We start from the raw sequence: 19,300 nt of genomic DNA, 5'->3' as shown, positions 1-19,300 counted from the left end.
CTCGGTCGGGGTGCCGCGGCGGCACCGGGTCAGGGCTGGATGTTCTGGTTGAGGTGGAACAGGTTGTCGGGGTCGTAGCGCCGCTTCACCTCCCGCAGGCGCCCGTGGTTGGCGCCGTAGTTGGCACCGGCGCGCGGCTGGTCGTCGGCGGACGCGAAGTTGACGTAGCCGCCCTCCTCGGAGTGCGGCGCGATCGCCGCGTGGTACTCGCGGACCCAGGCGGTGTTGCGCTCGTTGTCCGCGGGATCGGGCCACATGCCGGCGATCACCGGCGCGAACGAGGCATCGCGGTGCCCGAACGCCGTGGCTTCGGCCGCCACGTCGTGGACGGCGCCGTTGATCGGGTAGAGGTGCACGGTCGAGTTCACGGTGGGCACCTTCGGCCCGTGCTCCATGTGCGCGGCGATCGCGTCGTCGGTCAGTTCGCGGACGAAGGCGGCCTTCCAGTAGTGCTGCAGCCCCGCAGGCACCAGGCCGTCGAAAGCACTGTTCAGCGCGGCGTAGGGCATGGGGCCGACGTGCTCGGCCACCGGACGGGCGACCTGCCGGAGACCGTCGAGGACCTGCTCCCCCTCCGCCGCTGAGCCGGTCCAGCAGGACACGACGGCGACGAACGGCTCCCCCACCCGGTCCTCCGGCACGAACGGCAACGGCGGCGCGATCTGGAAGGCCGGGAAGCCGCCGTACTCCCGCGGCGCCGTCCGGATGAAGTCCCGGAAGTGGGCCAGGGCCGCCGGCCCGTCGGCCAGCTCGAAGAACATCGGCCCGCCGAGGACGGTGGTCACCGGGTGCAGCCGGAAGGTGAACCGGGTGACCACGCCGAAGTTCCCGCCACCGCCCTGGAGCGCCCAGAACAGGTCGGGGTGCTCCGAGGCGCTCGCGGTCACGACCGTCCCATCGGCGGTCACCACCTCCGCCGAGAGCAGGTTGTCGCAGGAGAGCCCGTATCCGCGTGCCAGGTAGCCGATGCCGCCGCCGAGGGTCAGGCCGCCGACGCCGGTGGTGGAGACGATCCCGCCGGTCGTCGCAAGGCCGTGCGCGGCGGTGACGTCGTTGAACCGGCCCCAGGTGGCGCCGCCCCCGACGGTGGCCGTGCGCCTCTCGTCGTCGACGTCCACCGCCTGCATGCCCGACAGGTCCGCCACGACTGCGTCGTCCGCCGTGCCGAAACCGGGCACGCTGTGCCCCCCGCCGCGTACGGCCAGCGGACTGCCGCTCTCGGCTGCACAGCGGACGGTCGCCACCACGTCGGCGGTGCCTGCGCAGCGGACCACCCCGGCCGGGTGCGCGTCGATCATCGCGTTGTAGACGTGCCGGGCCTCCTCGTAGGCCTCGTCCCCCGGCCGGACGACGGTTCCGTCGACCTGTGTCATCAGGCTGTCGAGTGCTGGCATGGCCATGGTTCCCCCTCGGGGCGTGGATGCCGGTGCGCCGCGGACTCGCGGTGTGCACCCGACGCTAGGAGCGGCCGGGTGGGTCGCACATGACCAGATGTGCGTGACGTGTCCGCAGGCCGCGCATGATCAGTTCTGGTCATCGACGCCGGGACCGGGCAGGGCTAGCGTCGGCCCCGTGTCCGGCTGGGCGCCACCACCCCTCCCGGCGCGCTGGTCCGCACCCGCGCGCCCGCCCTTCGTCGGCCGGTGGGCCGAGCTCAGCGCCTTCGAGGAGGTCTGGTCGGCGGTCCGTGCCGGGAGCCGGCAGGTGGTCTTCGTGGGTGGGGAGCCGGGTGCCGGGAAGTCCCGGCTCCTGGCCGAGGTGGCGACGACGCTGCACGGACACGGGGCGGCCGTGCTGGTCGGCACGTGCGCGGCGGAGTTCGGGCCGCCCTACCAGCCCTTCGGCGCACCGCTCGAGGCGCTGCTGGGCACGCGGACCGAGCCCCGCCACGCCGAGCGGCTGTCGACCCTGGCCGGGCGGGGCCCGCCAGGCGACGCCGACGCGCCCTCCCACGAGCACCGGCGGACGCTGTACGACGCGGCGGTGGACGCGGTCTGCGACGTCACCGCCCGCCAGCCGCTGGTCCTGGCGCTGGAGGACCTCCACCTTGCCGGCCCGTCCGCGCTGCAGCTGCTCGCCCACCTCATCGAGCAGACCGCGGACTGCCCGATGCTCGTGCTCGCCACCCACCGCACGACGGCGCCGGACCGTTCCGCCGGCCTGGTCCGCACCGTCGCGCAGCTGCACCGGCTCGACGGCGTCCGCCGACTGGACCTGGCCGGCCTGGCCGCCGAGGACATCGCCGAGTACCTGGTGGCGGAAGGCCGGCTCTCCCCGCGCGCGGCACGGCGGGCCGCGACGGTGCTGCGCGACCAGACCGGTGGGAACCCGTTCTTCCTCCGTGAGCTGGTGCGCGACCACTCCACGCGAGGCGCCCTCCTCCCCGGCACGGCGGCGAGGAAGGCGCCGGCCTCGGTCCGCGACACGATCCTCGACCGGCTGGAGCAGCTGACGGCACCCGAGCGCCAGACCGTCGAGCTGGCCGCCGTCGTGGGCGAGGACGTCGACGTCGCGACGGTGCTCGCGGCAGCAGAGTGGGGCCGGGAGACCACGCTGGCGGCGCTGGACCAGGCCGTCGCGTTCGGACTGCTCGAGCCCGTGCCCCCGACGGACGACGTGCTCAGGTTCCCGCACGCGCTGTCCCGCCAGGCCGTGCTGGACCTGATGCCGGCCTCCCGCCGTCTCAACCTGCACGCGGAGGTCGCGCGCGCGGTCGAGTGCACGGCGCCCGGTTCCGAGCGGCGGACCCAGCAGCTGGCCTTCCACTATGCGCAGTCGCAGGCCCTCGGCCACGCCGGGAAGGCGGTGCAGTACCTCACCGCGGCCGCCCGTGCCGCTGCGCGGAGCCTGGCCCACGAGGACGCCGCTGGCTGGTTCGAACAGGCCGCCGGACTCGTCGCCGACGGCCCCGAGCGCAGCCGGCTGGTGCTGGCGGCCGCCGACAGCCACCTCCTGGCCGGGGACTTCGCCCGCGCCCGGGCTCTCGCCGAACAGGTGGCCGCCGGCGAGGTGGACGCCGACGCACGGCTGAACGGTGCCGTTCTCTTCGAGGACGCCTCCTGGCGGCCCGGCCTGCCCGGGCACCGGGCGGTGCAGCTGCTGGCCGACGCCCTGGCCGGGATCGAGCCGGACCCGGCCGATCCCGGGTACGTCCGGGGCCTGGCCAGTCTCGGCCGGGCCCTGGCGTTCACCGGCGCCACGGAACAGGCTGGTTCCCTCGGCCGGCGCGCGATCGCGCTGGCACGGGCCCTCGGGGACGACGAGCTGCTCGCCGATGCGCTGCAGGCCAGCCTCTGGAACGGGCTGCGCCCGCAGGACGCACCGGACAAGTTCGACCGCGCAGGGGAGCTGTCCCGGCTGGCCCACCGGACAGGGGCGATGGGACACCTGGGCCCGGCGGCCTACTACCGGGGGGTCATCTCCTATCTGCAGGGTGAGCCGGTCGCCCTCGCGGAGGCCCATGACGACCTGACCCGGATGGCCCGGGCCACGGGGCAGACCTTCTTCGACTACATGGCCGGGTGCATGAGCTACGCGCGGCAGTTCGTCGCGGGGGACTTCGCCGCGGCACAGCGCACCTGCGACGTCCTGCTGGACCTGGGCACCTCGTTCGGCAGCGATGACACCGAGGGCCCGTGTGCGGTGCAGAGCTACATGGTCCGCAGGGAGAGCGGGGCCGTCGAGCGGGTGCGTGCGCTGATCACCGGTGACGAGCGTCCGGAGGACCACTGGGCGCCCGGCCTGCTGGCCCTCTACACGGAGCTGGAGCTGGCCAGGCCTGCGGCGCGCCTGCTCGCCTGGCTGCTCGACGGCCGCCTGGCCCGGCACCAAGACTCCGCCCAGTGGCCCTGCGTCCTGGTCTACGCGACCGAGGCGGCGCTGTTCCTGGAGGACGAGGGGGCCGCGCGGACGCTGCGGCCGTTGCTGGCCGAGTACACCGGCACGAACCTCGTCGCCGGGCAGTTCGTCGCCGTGTTCGGCAGCGCCGACCGCTACCTCGGTGCCCTGGACTCGTTGCTGGGCGAGGCGGGAGCGGCGGACCTGCTGGCCTCGGCGCTGGGGATGGACGTCCGGATGGGCGCGACCGTGCACGAGGTGCACACCCTCGTGGCGCTGGTGGAGCACGCCCGCCGGTCCGCCGCGGACCCCCAGCAGCTGGCGGAGCTCACCGGACGGGCCCGGCAGCTGGCCGGGCCGCTCGGACTCCGCCGGGCGCTGCGGCTCCTCGGCGGACCGGGGTCACCTGGACCGACGCGATGTCCCGGTGACCTGACACCGCGGGAGACCGAAGTGCTCCGACTGCTCGGCGAGGGCCTGCTCAACCGGGAGATCGCCCAGCGGCTGGTGATCAGCGAGAACACCGCCGCCAACCACGTGCGCAGCATCCTGGCGAAGACCCACTCCGGGAACCGGACGCAGGCAGCCATGTTCGCCGCCGCCCACGGGCTGCTCGACCAGAGGTGAGTGACGCAACAGGGGCGGTCACAGCGGCGCGGTCGTGCCGTCGGGCCGAATCGTCGCCGCCATCTCGACGATCACGTCGGCCGGGAGCCCGGCGCGGACGGCGGCGCGCCGGATCGCCTCGGCCGAGGGGGCCTCGTAGAGGCAGTACGTCTTGCGCTTGTCGGCGGACAGGAAGGAGTACAGCCACTCGACGCCCTCATCGGCGTTGATCCGGTTGACGCCGTCCACCTCGTCGACGCTGAGTTCCAGGTCGTCGGCGTACCGGCGCTCGATCATGAAGACGGGCATCGGACGGCCCTTCGACGGAGGGTCCGACCGTACCCGCCGGCGCGCAGTGGGACCCGCCTGCGCGCGCCGTCCTCTAGGAGGCCCCGACTGTTCAGGGGAGCACCTTGTCGATCTCCGGAGCGAGCAGCTCCTTGGCCCGCGCGGCGGTGATGACGTCGGAGGGGTCCGGCTCGATGATCTCCCGGGAGGCTCCGTCCTCGTACACGTGCTCGCCGATCATCCGGCCGCGCTCGTCGTAGGGCCAGACGAAGGCCAGGGTGCGCTTGAGCAGGTAGATCTCATCGGGGTCGTCCCCGGCCTGCACGTTCGCGAAGGCACTCTCCCCGGCCAGCATGGGGGCGGGCATGAACCCGTAGAACTCGACCTCGCCGGAGAACCCGTGGTCGTTCACGGCCAGGTCGTTGTCCCCCACCCACATGACGAGCGCGTTCGCCGCCGCCAGGGACTCGTAGAACGCCGTGACCTGGGCCATCCCGTCGAGGATGATCGACTGCCCGCCCTCGTGGAGGCGGTAGTGCGGGTGCTCCACGGTCATCTCCGGAGCGAGCAGCTCCCGGTAGCGACCGGAGACCTCCAAGAGGCCGTGCATGCGGTAGTTCGCCAGGATCGCGCGGTGACGCGGGTCGTCCATGTCCCCGATCACCTTCTCCAGTTCGCGGGCATGCGCGCCGATCGCGTCGTCGTAGCGGCTCATGGGGTCTCCTCGTCGAGTTCGGTGGGCCGCTGCCATGGTGGTGGCCTGGGTCACAGGAGGCCATGTCGCATCTGGACAGGTGCATGAACCGATTGCTTCACTTCGCTGCCCGGCCCGCCGTGCGCGACAGGCGTCGCGGTCGGCACCGGAAGGAGTTGTCGTGGACCTCAACCTCCATCTCGTCCGCCAGCTCACGACGGTCGTCGACGAGGGGCACTTCGGCCGGGCAGCGCAACGGCTGTTCATCAGCGCCCCGGCGTTGAGTCAGCAGGTGCGCAAGCTGGAGCGGATGCTCGGCGTCACGCTGGTCGACCGCTCCGCCCACCCGGTGCGGCCCACGCCGGCCGGGGAGCGCTTCCTGGCCGAGGCGCGCGAAGCGCTCGCCGCGGCAGACCGTGCCGTGGCCACCGTGTCCGCGCACCGCCGCGAACAGGTCACCGCCCTCCGGGTGGGCTTCATCGCCCCCTGGACCCGGCCACCCCTGCGACTGGTGCTCGACCACCTGCGTCAGGAGGTGCCCGACGCGGCCGTGCACCTGGTGGAGCTGGCCTGGCCACAGCAGGCCTCGGCCGTGCGAGACGGCATCGTCGACGCGTCGCTGGTACGGCCGCCGGTGACCGACACGACGGGCCTGCGTTTCGAACCGGTGCTGCTGGAGCCGCGCGTGGTGGCGCTGTCAGCCGCCCACCGGCTCGCCGACCGTGCCTCGGTGCACATCGACGAGCTCGACGACGACCCCCACGTCACCGACGACCAGGCCGACCCCGCGTGGGTGCACTGGTGGGCCGCCGATCCGCGCCCCAGCGGCGCGCCCGTCCGCTACGGCCCCTCGGTGCACACCCTCGACGAGCTGCTGGAGGTCGTCGCGGCCGGCCAGGCCATTGCGATGACGGGGGGCTTCGTCCCCGACAGGTACCGGCATCCCGAGGTCGCGTTCGTCGCCGTCACCGGCGTCGAGCCGTGCCAGATGTCACTGTGCACCCGGGCGGCCGACGGCTCACCCGCGGTCGCCGCGCTGCGCCGAGCAGCACCCCTGGCCGCACGAGGGGGCATCCCGGCGCCTCGCGGCGCTCAGGAGCGACCGACCCTGAGCACGGCCAGGTAGCCGGCCAGCCCGAGGACGAGACAGCCGGCGATGACCAGGGTGTAGGTACCGGAGGCATCGACGGCCGCACCGGCGAGCGGAGCGCCCACCGCCGAGCCGATCCCCGCGCTGGTGTAGAGCACCCCCAGCAGCCCACCGAGCCGCGTCGTGCCGAAGCGCTCGGCGACGACCGCGGGACCGATCGCGACGAATCCCCCGTAACCGACGCCCAGCACGACGGCGAAGGCGATCAGCACGCCGTAACCACCACCGGCACCCCACAGCAGGAAGCTCGCGGCCATGGTCAGGAAGCAGCCCTGGAAGGCGCGCAGCGCACCCGTCCTCGCCGCGACCAGCCCGAGCAGCAGCCGGCCGGCGGTGCTGGCCGCGCCGATCACCCCGACCAGCGCCGCGGCCGCGACCGGGTCCACCCCGGCCTCCTGGGCGTACCCGGGCAGGTGCACGAACGGCACGAAGAGCGCCACGGCCATCAGCCCCGAGGCCAGGTACAGCCGCCGGTAGTCGCGGTCCCGCACCGCCTGACGGAGCGTCAGCGCCGCCGGCCCGGCCTGCACCGGCGGGCGGGTGACCACCAACGCGCAGACCACCAGGACCACCGCACCGGCCGAGCCGAGCACCAGGTGCGTGTCCCGCCACCCCAGCTCGCCGATCAGCGCGGCGGCCAGTGGCGCGACGGTGAGGGTGCCCAGGCCGATCCCGGTCACTGCCACCCCGATCGCGAGCGTGCGCCGTCGCTCGAACCACCCGCTGACGACCGCCACCATCGGCACGTAGGCACAGGCCACGGCGATGCCGACCCCCAGGCCGTAGGTGACCAGACCGATCCACAGCTCACCGGCCTGGGACGTCGCGGCCAGCCCGACGCCCAGGGCGACGCCACCCACGAGCAGCACCCGGCGAGGGCCGTAACGGTCCACCGCGACGCCGCTGAGGGCGCCCAGGCCGAAGTAGGTGAGCGAGGTCAGGGCGAAGAAGGCCGACGTGGTGCCGCGACTGGAGCCGAACTCCTCGGCCATCGGCTCGAGGAACGCGCCGAAGGAGTAGGCGATCCCGAAGGAGACGAACATCCCGGCGAACGCCGCGGCGACCATCACCCAGGCCCGGGCCGAGTCGACCGCTCCAGGGGGCTGCATGCCGGAGGAGGGTACGAGACCGTCCCGCGGACGCCGGGGCACCTCCGGTCGCCGACGGGCCAGCAGCGGAGGAACGTGGGGCACGTCCGCACCCCCATGGCCGCGCCAGACCCCGGACGGAGGTCCCGTGCACCGGGTCCACCTGCTCGCCACCGGCGGCACCATCGCCAGCCGGCAGGGGCCGGACGGGCTCGCGGCGGTCACCCCCGCCGCCGAGCTGCTCGCCGCCGCCGATTCCCCGGCCGGGCTGACCGTGACGACCAGCGACCTCGGCACCGTCGCGAGCTTCGCCCTCACCACCGCCGACCTGCGGGAGCTGGTGGCCGCCGCCCGCGGCTGCCTGGGCGAGGGCGTGGACGGCGTCGTCGTCACCCACGGCACCGACACCCTGGAGGAGTCCGCCTACCTCGCCGACCTGGTGCACGACGACCCGCGCCCGATCGTCTTCACCGGCGCGCAACGCCCGTTCGACAGCCCGGCTCCCGACGGTCCCGCCAACCTCGCCGACGCCCTGCGGGTCGCCGCCGCACCCGCCGCCCGCAACCTCGGTGTCCTGGTGTGCTTCGACGGCCTCGCCTTCGCCGCCCGCGGGGTGCGCAAGGTCGACACCCTGCGCAGTGGTGCCTTCGGGGCTCCCGGGCGGGGGCCGGTGCTCCGGCTGGCCGGGGAGTCGGTCCGGCCGCTGGCCAGACCCGAGCGGCCCGCGCCGCTCCCGCTGGACCTGCGGGCGGAACTGCCCCGGGTCGACGTCATCGCCTGCCACCTGGGCGTGGACGCGGCACTGGTGCGCGCCGCCGTCGCGGCCGGCGCCGCCGGGCTGGTCCTGCAGGGCCTCGGCGCCGGGAACGTCCCCCCGGCGGTCGCCGAGGCGACCGAGGACCTGGTCGCCGGCGGGATCCCCGTCCTCGTCTGCTCCCGGGTGCCGTCCGGTCCCGTGGCACCGATCTATGCCGCCGGCGGAGCCCGGCTGGCCCGGGGCGGGGCCGTGTTCGCCGGTGACCTCAGCCCCTGGCAGGGGCGGCTGCTGCTGGCTGCGGCCCTCGCCGTCGCCCCCGACGACCCACTGCGGGTGCTGGCCCAGCACCTCGCCGTCTGAGAGCACCGCCCCGGCCCGCGGGGCGACCTACCCGAAGGAGCGCGACGACCATGAGCAAGGAGATCCTCGTGGCCTTCGGCGTCGACATCGACGCCGTCGGCGGCTGGCTGGGGTCGTACGGCGGGGAGGACTCCCCGGACGACATCTCCCGGGGCGTGTTCGCCGGCGAGGTCGGTGTCCCGCGCATCCTCGAGATGTTCCGGCGATACGGCCTGACCCAGACGTTCTTCTGGCCCGGGCACTCGATCGAGACGTTCCCGGAGCAGTTCGACGCCTGCGTCGCCGCCGGGCACGAGATCGGCGTGCACGGCTACAGCCACGAGAACCCGATCGCGATGAGCCGGGAGCAGGAGCAGGCGGTGCTCGACCGCTGCATCGCGCTGATCGAGGAGCGGACCGGGCGCCGGCCCACCGGCTACGTCGCCCCCTGGTGGGAGTTCAGCGGCGTCACCAACGAACTGCTGCTCGAGCGCGGCATCAAGTACGACCACTCGCTGATGCACCGGGACTTCGAGCCGTACCACGTCCGGGTGGGCGACTCCTGGACGAAGATCGACTACTCGGCGTCGGCGGAGAGCTGGATGGAGCCGTTGGTCCGCGGGGAGGAGACCGACCTGGTCGAGATCCCGGCCAACTGGTACCTCGACGACCTGCCGCCGATGATGTTCGTCAAGTCCAGCCCGAACAGCCACGGCTTCGTCAACCCGCGGGACATCGAGCAGATGTGGCGTGACCAGTTCGACTGGGTGCACCGCGAGATGGACCGCGCGGCCTTCACCATGACCATCCACCCCGACGTCTCTGGACGCCCGCAGGTGCTGCTCATGCTGGAACGGCTCATCGAGCACATCAACGGGCACGAGGGCGTCCGCTGGGCGACCTTCGACCAGATCGCCGACGACTTCCTGAGCCGCTCACCCCGTGGCGGTGGCGGGCCCAGCTGATCCGGCGGGACCGGTCGGTGAGCGTGTCCCTCTCGGGCACCGACCGGCCGAGCGTGCGTCGCGGCAGCCGGTCAGGAGGACGGCGCGACGAAGACACAGCTCCCGGCGTGGTCCTGCGGCTCCTGGCAGACGCGACCGGTGTGCAGGTCCGTCATGCCGCAGTGGCCGGCGTCCGCGGCCGACGAGTCGATGCTCGGGTTGTGCACGTCCAGGCGCTCGGTCTCGGCCGGTCGCGGTGCTGAGCTGGTCATGGGGTTCCTCGGATCGGGTCGGGAGGAGGTCATCCGGGTCGGCGGAGGCGCGACTCGGGGCGAAGAGGAACACGGGAGTCCGACCGCCCGAGCATGCCGCACCTCAGGGCGCAGCGGCAGGGTCGTCGGCCCCTGTTGTTTCGAGACCCGGGGACATCAGGGGACCGCAGCGCGGTCACGCGCGGCGCAGAAGACCCGCCGCAGCTCGTCCATCGCCTGCTCCAGGCCCACCCGCGGCGCCCAGCCCCACGCCCGTGCGCGGTCGGTGCGCAGCTGTCCGGTCCAGACCGGTTCGTCGGTCCACTCCGGCGCGATCCCCCACGCGTCGGTCACCGTGCCGAGGTAGTCGCGCCACGTCCCGGGGTCACCCGCGACGACGACCGGCGTCGTCCCCCCGGCCACGGGGCCCCGATCGGGGTCGTCGGCGGTCGCGACGGCGCCGGTGGCGAGGTCGGCTATCAAGGCCGCCAGGTCGTCCACGTGCACCCACGCGAACGTCTTCGCCGGGTTCGCCCGGCGATCTCCGTCGCGCATCGCCTGCGGTCGCAGCGTGTTCCAGACCGACGTGTCGCCGGCGCCCATGATCGCCGGCGGGCGGACCAGCACGGTCGTGAGCCCACCGACCTGCTCCAGCGCCGCGTCGGTGGCCCGCTTGGTGTCCGGGTAGTCGCCGCTGCCCTCGGGCAGGAGGGCGCCGTCCTCGGCCACGTCCCCGACGCCGGCCGAACGGTCGTAGACCCCGGCCGTGGACATGTGCACGAGCCGGGTCACGCCGGCGTCCCGCGCCGCCCGAGCGATCACGGGCGTGCCCTCGACGCCCACCCGGTGCTGGACCTCTCGGGGCGAGCCCATCGGGTGGACCGTCGTGACGACCGCGTCAGCGCCCTGGGTCACCTCGCGGGCGAGCTGCTGGTCGGCGAAGTCGCCGACGAGCTCGGCGACCCCGTCGAGCACGGGCGCGCTGCCGGCCCGGCGGACGACCGCGCGCACCTGCGCCGACCGCTCGACGAGCGCCCGGCACACGGCGGTGCCCACCAGTCCGTTGGCACCGGTCACCACGACGACGGGAGAGGACGTGACCATGCCGTGCACCCTGCCAGCGACCGGACGACGGCGCTGCCCGGCTGCCCGCCGGGTGACCGTCACCACCGGATCGCCGGGGCCGCCGTCGCCACCCTGGTCGGCGCGCTACCGTCGAGCATCAGGAGACTGATGCTCGGGCCACCGCGCACAGCGGTCCGGCCCTCCCCCCTACCAGGAGGTCGTCGTGAGCGAGCCCGACAGTCCAGGATCGGCACCGGTCGCGACCGGGGTGGACGACGCGCGGCTGGCCGGCCTCCGGCGCTGGAACCTGGCGCTGACCGTGTTGCACGCCGCCCAGGCCGTCGCCGTCCTGCTGCTGGCGAGCAGCTTCGCCATCACGGTGACGACGTCCTTCCCGGCCGGTCCGCCCGGGACGGCGGTGCCGGCGCCGGAACCCCTGGTCGACATCGGCGTGGGGGCGGCCATCGCGGTCTTCCTCGCCCTCGCCGCGGTGGACCACCTGCTGACCGGCACCGTGCTCCGCCGTCGGTACGAGGACGACCTGCGCGGCGGCATCAACCGGTTCCGCTGGTCGGAGTACTCGATCAGCTCGACCATCATGGTGCTGCTGATCTGCACCTACACCGGCATCACCGGGCTGAGCGCACTGATCGGCATCGCCGGTGCGAACGTCGCGATGATCCTGTTCGGCTGGCTGCAGGAGCGGATGAACCCGCCCGGCCGCACCCGGACGACGATGCTGCCGTTCTGGTTCGGGTGCATCGCCGGGGCGGCGCCCTGGGTGGCGATCACCGCCAACATCGTCGGCGCCGCCCAGCTCCCGGGCTTCGTCATCGGGATCTTCGTGTCGCTGTTCGTCTTCTTCATGAGCTTCGCGGTCAACCAGTGGCTGCAGTACCGGGAGATCGGCCCGTGGCGCAGCTACGCCCACGGCGAGAAGGCCTACCTGGTGCTGAGCCTGGTGGCCAAGAGCGTGCTCGCCTGGCAGGTCTTCGCCGGCTCGCTGGCCACCTGACGCCGGCGTCGCCGAGCCGGCGGGTGCGTCGGGTCACGCATCCGCCGGGGCGGACTCAGCGGCGGCGCCTCGGCTGCAGGACCTCCCCGGTCCGGACGAGGTGCTCGGCGACGTCGCGCAGCTTCCGGTTCGTCGCCTGCGAGGCGTGGGCCAGGTACTGGAAGGCCTGGTCCGCGGTCAGCTGCTGCCGCTCCATGAGGATGCCCTTGGCCTGGTCGATGACGGACCGGGACCGGAGCGCCGCGTCCAGGTTGTCCGCGATGTCGCGAGCGGTCTGGTAGGCGTGCATGTTGCTGATCGCGAGCGCCGCACTGCGGGTGAACCTGGCGGCGGCCGTCCGGGCGTCCTCGTCGAAGGCGCCCGCCTCGGTGGCGTAGACGTTCATCCCCCCGTGCAGCCCGTCCATCGGCAGCGGCAGCGACAAGGAGCTGAGGCTCCCCCGCTGCACTGCCCGGGCCATGTAGTCCGGCCATCGGGTGTCGCTCCGGGCGTCGGTGATCTCGACGAGTTCGCCGCTGACGGCGGCGTGCAGGCAGGGCCCGTGGCCCCGCGCGTACTGGGTCTCGTCCAGGTCGAGGGCGAGCTGTCCGGAGTACACGGCGGTGGCCGGGCGAGTGCCGATCAGGACCGAGATCGACGCGTCCACGTACCCGGGCAGAGTGGCCTTCGTGGCGTCGACGACCGCCTGCAACAGCGAGTTCATGGAGTGCTCGGCCAGGAGCAACGAGTTGATCCCGTGCAGAGCGGAGTCGGTCCCTGAGGACAACGACTCGCCGGTGTCGGGCACAGTGGGCGCTCCCGGTCGTCGCCGAGGGCCAGTCCCCCGGCGTCGACACCCGCGGGTGTCCGGCTGAGGTGCGCCGATGTCTGACGCACCCGGGCCGTCGGGACGCGCTCCCGAGACGCTCCGACGGTACCGCCACGGGTGGCCACGTGCCCCCGCTGCTCAGGCGGGCACTGCCGCTCAGCAACGCAGCGAAGGCCGGCCAGGAAGGGGCCCGCAAGGCGGGCGGCCCCACCGGCAGGGCTCAACCGATGGAGCCTGACCGCGGGCCCGCTGTTCTGGAGCGTCGCCGGCTGTCCGCGACCGTACGCCCGGATCGGCCGGAACGGGGACGTCCGGTGCGCCGAGCTCCAGCGAGGGGGCCGGCTCCCCGCCGGGTGCCGGCGCTGATCAGCCGGTCATGAAGCCGCTCTCGTAGGCGGCGATGACCGCCTGGGTGCGGTCGCGCGCCCGGAGCTTGAGCAACACGCTGCTGACGTGGGTCTTCACCGTCTCGCGGCTGAGGAACAGCTCGGTGGCGATCTCCGCGTTGGACAGGCCGCCCGCCACCAGCCGGAGCACGTCGGCCTCACGGCCGGTCAGCTCAGGCAGGGCGGCCGACCCCCGTACGCGGGACGGTGCGTGCGAGGCGATCAACTGCCTGGTCAGGTCCGGGAGCACCAGTGACGTCCCCCGGGCGACGACCCGGATGGCGTCGACGAGCTCCTCGGGGTCCGACCGCTTCAGCGCGAACCCGCTCGCCCCGGCCTGCAGCGAGCGGAACAGGTAGTCGTCGTCCTCGAAGGTGGTCAGGACCAGCACACGGGGGCGCTGCGCGTCCCGGGCGACCAGCTCCGCGGTCGCCGCGATGCCGTCCATGTCGGGCATGCGGACGTCCATGAGGACGACGTCCGGGTCGGTGTCGGCGGCGACGGCCAGCGCCTCCCGACCGGTGCCGGCGTCGCCCACCACGGTCATGTCCGGCTCGCTCTCCAGGATGACCCGCAGCCCGGAACGGACGAGCACGTCGTCGTCCACGAGCAGCAGCCGCACGGCGCTCACGCGGCGCCCGACAGCGGCAGGGTGACGCACAGCTCGAACCCGCTGGAGGGCGTGTGCTCGGCGCTGAGCGTCCCGCCGGCGGCGACCGCCCGCTCCCGGAGGCCCGCCAGCCCGCGTCCGCCGCCGGGGCCCGGGCGGCCGTCGAGCTGGACGACCCCCTCGTTGCACACCCGGACGACGAGCGTGCCCTCGCTGCGGACGACCTGGGCGACCGTCAGCGGCGTGCCCGCGTGCCGCAGCACGTTCGTCGTCCCCTCCTGGACCACCCGGTAGGCCAGTTCCTGGAGCTCGGCGGGCACGTCGTCGACGTCGCCGTCGACCACGAGCGCGACGGGCAGGCCGCCGTCGCGGAGGCCGGCGAGCAGGTCCTCGAGGTCGTCGAGCGACGGCGCGGCGAACGGGACGGGGTCCCGGCCCCCGTCCTCCGCCCGGAGCACGGTGAGCACCCGGTCGAGCTCCGCGAGCGCGGCCCGGGTGTTGGTCTCGATGTGCCCGAGCGCCTGCCGCGCGAAGTCCGGCTCCAGCGGCCGGTCGCCTGCCGGGGTCAGCGTCCGGCGGGCGGCGGTGGCCTGCAGCAGGCTGGCGGTCAGCGCGTGGCCGATGGTGTCGTGCAGGTCGCGGGCCAGCTTGTTCCGGTCGGCCAGCCGTCGGGTGCGCTGCTGCAGCGCGGCGATCCGCTGCTCGGGCGCGGTGCCGAGCAGCCGGGGCACCACGGATGCCGACAGCCGCACCAGCAGGTCGACCACGGCCAGGGTGAGCACGACGTCCAGCACCATCAGCGCGAGCAGCGGGAGCGCGTTGATCGGGTTCCACTCGGGGTCCCAGCCGATCACAGCGAAGAGGGCGGCACCGAAGAGGAGGGCGGCGGACGTGGCGACGCCGAAGAGCAGGCGTGCCCCGAGCCAGCCCAGGGCACGCCAGGTGTCGGGCGCGAGCACCAGCCGCCGGAGCTTGCGGACGACGCCGCGCTGGTCGCGGACCCGCTCACCCTCGGGGATGTCGACCCCGAGCAGGCGTCGGGCCAGCCGGCGCTCCATGCCGGCCAGCCCACGGGTCACCGCCAGCACCAGCAGGATGAGCAGCACGCCGACGCCGTAGACCAGGGCCACGACCGAACCGATGAGCCCCAGGTACAGCGCCAGGTAGAGCGCACCCAGGGGCACGCTCGCCAACGCGTAGAGGGCCCGGCCGCGCCACCCCGGGCGGGCGGCGATCAGCAGCTCCCGCAGTCGGGTGGCGATCCCGATCGCCGAGTGCGGGGAGGTCGTCGGGGGCACGGCTCGATCCTGGCCCACCGCCGCGCCCGGCGACTCCCCCTTCGGCGCCCCGCTCCCCTCCCCCACGCGGGGGAACCCGGTCGGCACCGCGGGGTGATCCGCCCGGGCCGGCCGGACCGACACGCTCCGTGTCATGACTGCACCCCTCCCGTGGCGGCGACGCCGGCACACCCCCGACGGGCCGCGAACATGATCCAGGTGCGCGGCCTCACCAAGGAGTACGGCACCGGGTCCACGCTGCGTGGGGCCGGCGTGGTCCGGGCCGTCGACGACCTGACCTTCGACGTCCAGCCGGGGAAGGTGACCGGCTTCCTCGGTCCGAACGGCGCGGGCAAGTCGACGACGATGCGCATGGTCCTCGGCCTCGACCGGCCCACCGCCGGCTCCGCGCTGGTGACCGGCCGCCGCTTCGGCGAGCTGGCCGAGCCGCTGCGGGTGGCCGGTGCACTGCTCGACGCCGGCGCGGTGCACCCCGGGCGCAGCGGCCGCGACCACCTGCGGGTCGCGGCCCGCACGCACGGCATCCCGCTGCGCCGGGTGGACGACGTCATCGACCAGGTGGGGCTCGGCCCGGCGGCCCGGCGGCGGGTGCGCGGCTACTCCCTCGGAATGCGCCAGCGGCTCGGCATCGCCACCGCGCTGATCGGGGACCCCGCCGTCCTGCTGTTCGACGAGCCGATGAACGGCCTGGACCTCGACGGCGTCCGGTGGGTCCGCCGGCTGGTGCGCGGGCTGGCCGACGAGGGGCGGACCGTCCTGCTGTCCAGCCACCTGATGAGCGAGATGGAGCAGACGGCCGACCACCTGGTGATCATCGGCCGTGGCCGGCTGATCGCCGACGCCTCGATGCAGGAGGTGATGCGCCGGGAGGACGCGCAGCGGCAGGTCCGGGTCCGGACCCCCTCCCCCGGCGACCTCGCCGGCGCCCTGCGGCGCCGTCGGCTGCAGGTGCACCCCACCGACGAGGGCGACCTGCTGGTCGAAGGCGCGACGGCCGAGACCGTCGGCGATGTCGCGCTCCAGCTGGGCGTGGCGGTGCACCGGCTGACCGAGGAGCATGCCTCGCTCGAGCAGGTCTACCTCGACCTCACCGGTGACACCGTCCAGTACCGGGTCGCCAGTGCGCCCGAGCCGGCCGAACTGGTGCGGCGATGACCGCCGCACAGACCGCCGACCGGACGGCGACGACGGCGGCGGGCCCGGAGCCGGGGACGGCGACCCTCCTCGCCCGCACCGCCGCTGCCGAGTGGCTGCGGCTGCGCACGGTGCGGTCGACGTGGTGGTGCCTGCTCGCCGCCGCGGTGACCGTCGTGGGCATCGGCGCGACCGCGGCCTTCGACGAGGCCACCGAGCCGGCCGCCACGACCGCGGCCCTGCCGGCGACGATCGCCGGTGAGTTCGGTGTGCTGCTCGGCCAGTTCGGGTTGCTGGTGCTCGCCCTGGTCGCCGTCACGCAGGAGCACGCCAGCGGTTCGATCGGACCGACCCTGCAGTGGACGCCGCGCCGCGGGGTGCTGCTGGCCGCACGGGTCGCCGTCCCGGTCGTGGTCGCGACGGTGGCCGGGGTGCTCCTGGCGCTCGTCGCCGACGTCGCCGCCTGGCTGATCGCGCCGGAGCTGACCCTGTCGGCCGGCGAGCTGGCCGGCAGCCTGGGTCGGGTCGCGGCGGTGCTGGTCGCCGGCAGCGTGCTGGCCGTCGGGGTCGGCCTGCTGCTGCGCAGCACGGCGGGCGCGCTGGCCACGGTCTTCCTGCTCCAGCTGGTCCTGCCCGCCCTGCTCCCCGGGTTCGGCGTCGAGTGGATGGCCGACCTCGGTGAGCTGCTGCCGGGCACGGGCGCCGTCTGGACCCTGCTGGGTGAGCCGGACATGACGGCAGCCCAGGCGGCGGCGCTGCTGGTCGGCTGGTCCGTCGCGGCGCTGGTGGCGGGCGGCTGGTCGCTGCTGCGCCGGGACGCCTCGTAGGTCGGTTCGGGTCAGGCGGGCGGGCCGTCGGCGTCGTCCGGGTCCTCCTCGGGCTCGAACGTGCCGCCGGCCTCCTCCGACAGGCCCAGCTCCACGCCGGGCGCGTCCTTCTCCGGTGTCGGGCCGGCAGCCGGCCGGCCGGCGTCGGGGTCCGGTGCATCGGGGTTGGTCACAGCGCTCCTCCTCCTGTCGTCCCGGCTGTCCGGCCGACCGTCATCCGTCCCCGCGCCGGGGGGCGAGGCCGGGGTCGTCCGCGCCTGGTCCCTCCGGGCGGCCGAGGACGTCGTGCACCACGCCCGCGCTGCCCCCGCCGCGCCGTTCCACCTCCGCGGCGGCCAGCATCAGACCGCCCGGCAGGTACTCGATGCCGGTGGCCGCACCGAGCTCCTCCACGACGGTGAACTCGTGCCCGAGCGCCTCCAGGGGCGGCCCGTAGGCCTCGATGAACGCCGGCTCGGCGCTCACCGCGGTGGTGTTCCGCTGGCTCGCCCGGGGGGCGGCGATCGCCTCGGCGAGGTCCATGTCGCGGTCGATGCGGTTCACCAGGGTCTGCAGCACCGTCGTGATGATCGTGCTGCCGCCCGGCGAGCCGAGGCCGAGCACCGGTTCGCCGTCGTGCAGCACGATCGTCGGCGCCATGCTGCTGCGCGGCCGCTTGCCCGGGGCCGGCAGGTTCGGCTCCGGCTGGGTGGGATCGGCCGCCGCGAAGGTGAAGTCGGTGAGCTCGTTGTTCAGGATGAACCCGCGGCCGGGCACCGTGATCCCGCTGCCGCCGGTCTGCTCGATGGTCAGCGTGTAGCTGGCGATGTTCCCCTCGGCGTCGCCGACCGTGAGGTGCGTGGTGGACGGGCCCTCGGGGCCCTCCGCCACCGTGGGCTCCCCCTCCACCGGGCACGGGCCGTACTCGCCGTCCGGGTCCCCGGCGGTCGTCGGCTTCGCCAGGGCCACCGCCGGGTCGATCGCGCACGCCCGCTCACCGGCGAAGCCGTCCGAGAGCAGCTCGGCGAGCGGCACCTGGCTGTACGCCGGGTCGCCGACGTAGGCGTTGCGGTCGGCGAAGGCCAGCGCGCTGGCCTCGAGGTAGTGGTGCAGCACCGGCACGGCGGGCAGCGAGCCGAGGGGGTACTGCTCCAGGATGTTCAGCGCCTCCGCGACGGTCGAGCCACCGCTGGACGGCGGGGCCATGCCGTAGACCTCGAGCCCCCGGTAGTCGATCCGGGTGGGCTCGCGCAGCGGGGCCTCGTACAGCGCGAGGTCGACCGCCTCGAGCAGACCCGGGCGGACCTCGCCCGCGCCCGCTGCCTCGGGCGGGTCCTGGACGGTCTGCACGACGTCCTCGGCCAGCTCGCCGTCGTAGAACGGGTCCACGCCGTCGTCTGCGAGGAGGCGGTAGGTCTCCGCGAGGTCGGGGTTGGTGAAGGTGGACCCCACCTCGGGCAGGGCGCCGTCCGGCAGGAACAGCTCGGCGGTCGGCTCGAAGCGGCGGAACTTCTCCTCGTTCTCCGCGGTCTGCTGCTGGAACGTCTCGTCGACGACGAAGCCCTCGTCGGCCAGCTCGATCGCCCCCTGCAGCGCCTCCGACAGGGACCAGGTGCCGAACTCCTCCAGCGCCGTCGCCCAGGTGCGCGGCGTCCCCGGCGTGCCCACCGACAGCCCGCTCTGCACCGCCTCGGCGAACGGGAGGGGTTCGCCTGCCTCGTCGAGGAAGGCGTCGGCGCCCATCGCGAGCGGCGCGGTCTCCCGGCCGTCGATCGTGGTGACCGCGCCCGTGTCGGCGTCGTAGTAGAGGAAGAACCCGCCACCGCCGATCCCGGCCGAGTAGGGCTCCGTCACGCCCAGCGCGGCGGCCGTGGCCACGGCGGCGTCCGCGGCGTTGCCGCCGGCGGCCAGCACCTCCAGGCCCACCCGGGTGGCGTCGGGGTCGACGGTGGCGACCGCACCGCCGGTACCGACCGCCAGTGCACGTTTCTCCGTCACGGGCTCGGGCGGAACGGCGCCGGCCGGGCCTGCGGCCGCGAAGGCACCGGCGGTCAGCGCGGTCAGGGCAACCAGGGTGGTACGTGGACGCGACATGGAGACTCCTCGGGCGTCATCGATGCGCAGGGACACATCGGACACCTCCGGAGCTCCTCGCGCCACCCCATCGGCGAGCACCGGCCGCCCATCCCACGGGGCGCGCCGACGAGGGCTGCACTGCGGTGAG

General features: G+C 74.2%; 18 protein-coding genes. 7 read left to right on the top strand and 11 right to left on the bottom strand.

The genetic code is table 11. From position 1 onward, the window contains the following. Positions 1 to 29 precede the first annotated feature (29 nt). On the bottom strand, positions 30 to 1,400 hold the full coding sequence (locus O2W20_RS08830) for an FAD-binding oxidoreductase (protein WP_269173007.1): 1,371 nt from the start codon (positions 1,398 to 1,400) through the stop codon (positions 30 to 32). 172 nt (positions 1,401 to 1,572) lie between these two features. Between O2W20_RS08830 and O2W20_RS08825 the strand changes: the two genes are divergently transcribed. Beyond that, positions 1,573 to 4,464 (top strand): ATP-binding protein, encoded by a 2,892-nt coding sequence (locus tag O2W20_RS08825; protein WP_269173008.1) that lies wholly within the window; start codon positions 1,573 to 1,575, stop codon positions 4,462 to 4,464. Between the two features lie 18 nt (positions 4,465 to 4,482). On the opposite strand, the gene O2W20_RS08820 is transcribed toward O2W20_RS08825, so the two are convergent. Together O2W20_RS08820 and O2W20_RS08815 are read right to left on the bottom strand one after the other, a co-directional pair. Further along, positions 4,483 to 4,752 carry a DUF4242 domain-containing protein gene (locus O2W20_RS08820; RefSeq protein ID WP_269173009.1) on the bottom strand — a complete coding sequence of 90 codons (270 nt, stop codon included), beginning with the start codon at positions 4,750 to 4,752 and terminating at the stop codon, positions 4,483 to 4,485. Between the two features lie 91 nt (positions 4,753 to 4,843). Next, on the bottom strand, positions 4,844 to 5,446 hold the full coding sequence (locus O2W20_RS08815; protein ID WP_269173010.1) for a hypothetical protein: 603 nt from the start codon (positions 5,444 to 5,446) through the stop codon (positions 4,844 to 4,846). A gap of 160 nt (positions 5,447 to 5,606) precedes the next feature. Here O2W20_RS08815 and O2W20_RS08810 point away from each other — a divergent pair, with 160 nt between their 5' ends. Beyond that, positions 5,607 to 6,551, top strand: coding sequence for a LysR family transcriptional regulator (locus O2W20_RS08810; protein WP_269173011.1), 945 nt, complete (start codon positions 5,607 to 5,609; stop codon positions 6,549 to 6,551). Here O2W20_RS08810 and O2W20_RS08805 read toward each other — a convergent pair. Beyond that, complete coding sequence (locus O2W20_RS08805) at positions 6,518 to 7,684, bottom strand: MFS transporter (protein WP_269173012.1); 1,167 nt, start codon at positions 7,682 to 7,684, stop codon at positions 6,518 to 6,520. The genes O2W20_RS08810 and O2W20_RS08805 overlap by 34 nt on opposite strands. A 127-nt stretch (positions 7,685 to 7,811) precedes the next feature. Between O2W20_RS08805 and O2W20_RS08800 the strand changes: the two genes are divergently transcribed. Both O2W20_RS08800 and O2W20_RS08795 read left to right on the top strand, forming a co-directional pair. After that, complete coding sequence (locus tag O2W20_RS08800) at positions 7,812 to 8,780, top strand: asparaginase (protein WP_269173013.1); 969 nt, start codon at positions 7,812 to 7,814, stop codon at positions 8,778 to 8,780. A gap of 50 nt (positions 8,781 to 8,830) precedes the next feature. Then, on the top strand, positions 8,831 to 9,724 hold the full coding sequence (locus tag O2W20_RS08795; protein WP_269173014.1) for a polysaccharide deacetylase family protein: 894 nt from the start codon (positions 8,831 to 8,833) through the stop codon (positions 9,722 to 9,724). Positions 9,725 to 9,795: 71 nt separating this feature from the next. Here O2W20_RS08795 and O2W20_RS08790 read toward each other — a convergent pair whose 3' ends face one another. Further along, entirely contained in the window at positions 9,796 to 9,975 is a 180-nt protein-coding gene (locus O2W20_RS08790) for a hypothetical protein (protein WP_269173015.1), read from the bottom strand. A 156-nt stretch (positions 9,976 to 10,131) separates the two neighbouring features. Continuing rightward, the gene (locus O2W20_RS08785) at positions 10,132 to 11,058 is read right to left on the bottom strand and encodes an NAD-dependent epimerase/dehydratase family protein (protein WP_269173016.1); all 927 of its coding nucleotides are present in this window, start codon (positions 11,056 to 11,058) and stop codon (positions 10,132 to 10,134) included. Positions 11,059 to 11,242: 184 nt separating this feature from the next. Between O2W20_RS08785 and heR the strand changes: the two genes are divergently transcribed. Then, on the top strand, positions 11,243 to 12,034 hold the full coding sequence (gene heR, locus O2W20_RS08780; RefSeq protein ID WP_269173017.1) for a heliorhodopsin HeR: 792 nt from the start codon (positions 11,243 to 11,245) through the stop codon (positions 12,032 to 12,034). Between the two features lie 55 nt (positions 12,035 to 12,089). Here the strand turns inward: heR and O2W20_RS08775 are convergent, their stop codons facing one another. From O2W20_RS08775 to O2W20_RS08765, 3 genes are all read right to left on the bottom strand, one after another. Beyond that, entirely contained in the window at positions 12,090 to 12,800 is a 711-nt protein-coding gene (locus O2W20_RS08775) for a GAF and ANTAR domain-containing protein (RefSeq protein WP_269173018.1), read from the bottom strand. Between the two features lie 408 nt (positions 12,801 to 13,208). After that, the gene (locus tag O2W20_RS08770; RefSeq protein WP_269173019.1) at positions 13,209 to 13,859 is read right to left on the bottom strand and encodes a response regulator; all 651 of its coding nucleotides are present in this window, start codon (positions 13,857 to 13,859) and stop codon (positions 13,209 to 13,211) included. Then, complete coding sequence (locus O2W20_RS08765; RefSeq protein WP_269173020.1) at positions 13,856 to 15,136, bottom strand: sensor histidine kinase; 1,281 nt, start codon at positions 15,134 to 15,136, stop codon at positions 13,856 to 13,858. Before O2W20_RS08765 ends, O2W20_RS08770 begins: the two co-directional genes overlap by 4 nt. A 189-nt stretch (positions 15,137 to 15,325) precedes the next feature. Between O2W20_RS08765 and O2W20_RS08760 the strand changes: the two genes are divergently transcribed. Both O2W20_RS08760 and O2W20_RS08755 read left to right on the top strand, forming a co-directional pair. After that, positions 15,326 to 16,291 carry an ATP-binding cassette domain-containing protein gene (locus tag O2W20_RS08760; protein WP_269173021.1) on the top strand — a complete coding sequence of 322 codons (966 nt, stop codon included), beginning with the start codon at positions 15,326 to 15,328 and terminating at the stop codon, positions 16,289 to 16,291. Then, positions 16,288 to 17,097 carry a hypothetical protein gene (locus O2W20_RS08755; RefSeq protein WP_269173022.1) on the top strand — a complete coding sequence of 270 codons (810 nt, stop codon included), beginning with the start codon at positions 16,288 to 16,290 and terminating at the stop codon, positions 17,095 to 17,097. Before O2W20_RS08760 ends, O2W20_RS08755 begins: the two co-directional genes overlap by 4 nt. An 11-nt stretch (positions 17,098 to 17,108) precedes the next feature. Here the strand turns inward: O2W20_RS08755 and O2W20_RS08750 are convergent, their stop codons facing one another. Then, on the bottom strand, positions 17,109 to 17,270 hold the full coding sequence (locus tag O2W20_RS08750; RefSeq protein ID WP_269173023.1) for a hypothetical protein: 162 nt from the start codon (positions 17,268 to 17,270) through the stop codon (positions 17,109 to 17,111). Positions 17,271 to 17,310: 40 nt separating this feature from the next. Beyond that, entirely contained in the window at positions 17,311 to 19,170 is a 1,860-nt protein-coding gene (ggt, locus tag O2W20_RS08745) for a gamma-glutamyltransferase (RefSeq protein ID WP_269173024.1), read from the bottom strand. Positions 19,171 to 19,300: the final 130 nt, after the last annotated feature.

It is taken from the genome of Modestobacter sp. VKM Ac-2982 (assembly GCF_026967935.1).
GTDB lineage: Bacteria > Actinomycetota > Actinomycetes > Mycobacteriales > Geodermatophilaceae > Modestobacter.
The sequence above is the reverse complement of the archived record's forward strand: the minus strand, read 5'-3'. Positions and strand labels throughout refer to the sequence as shown.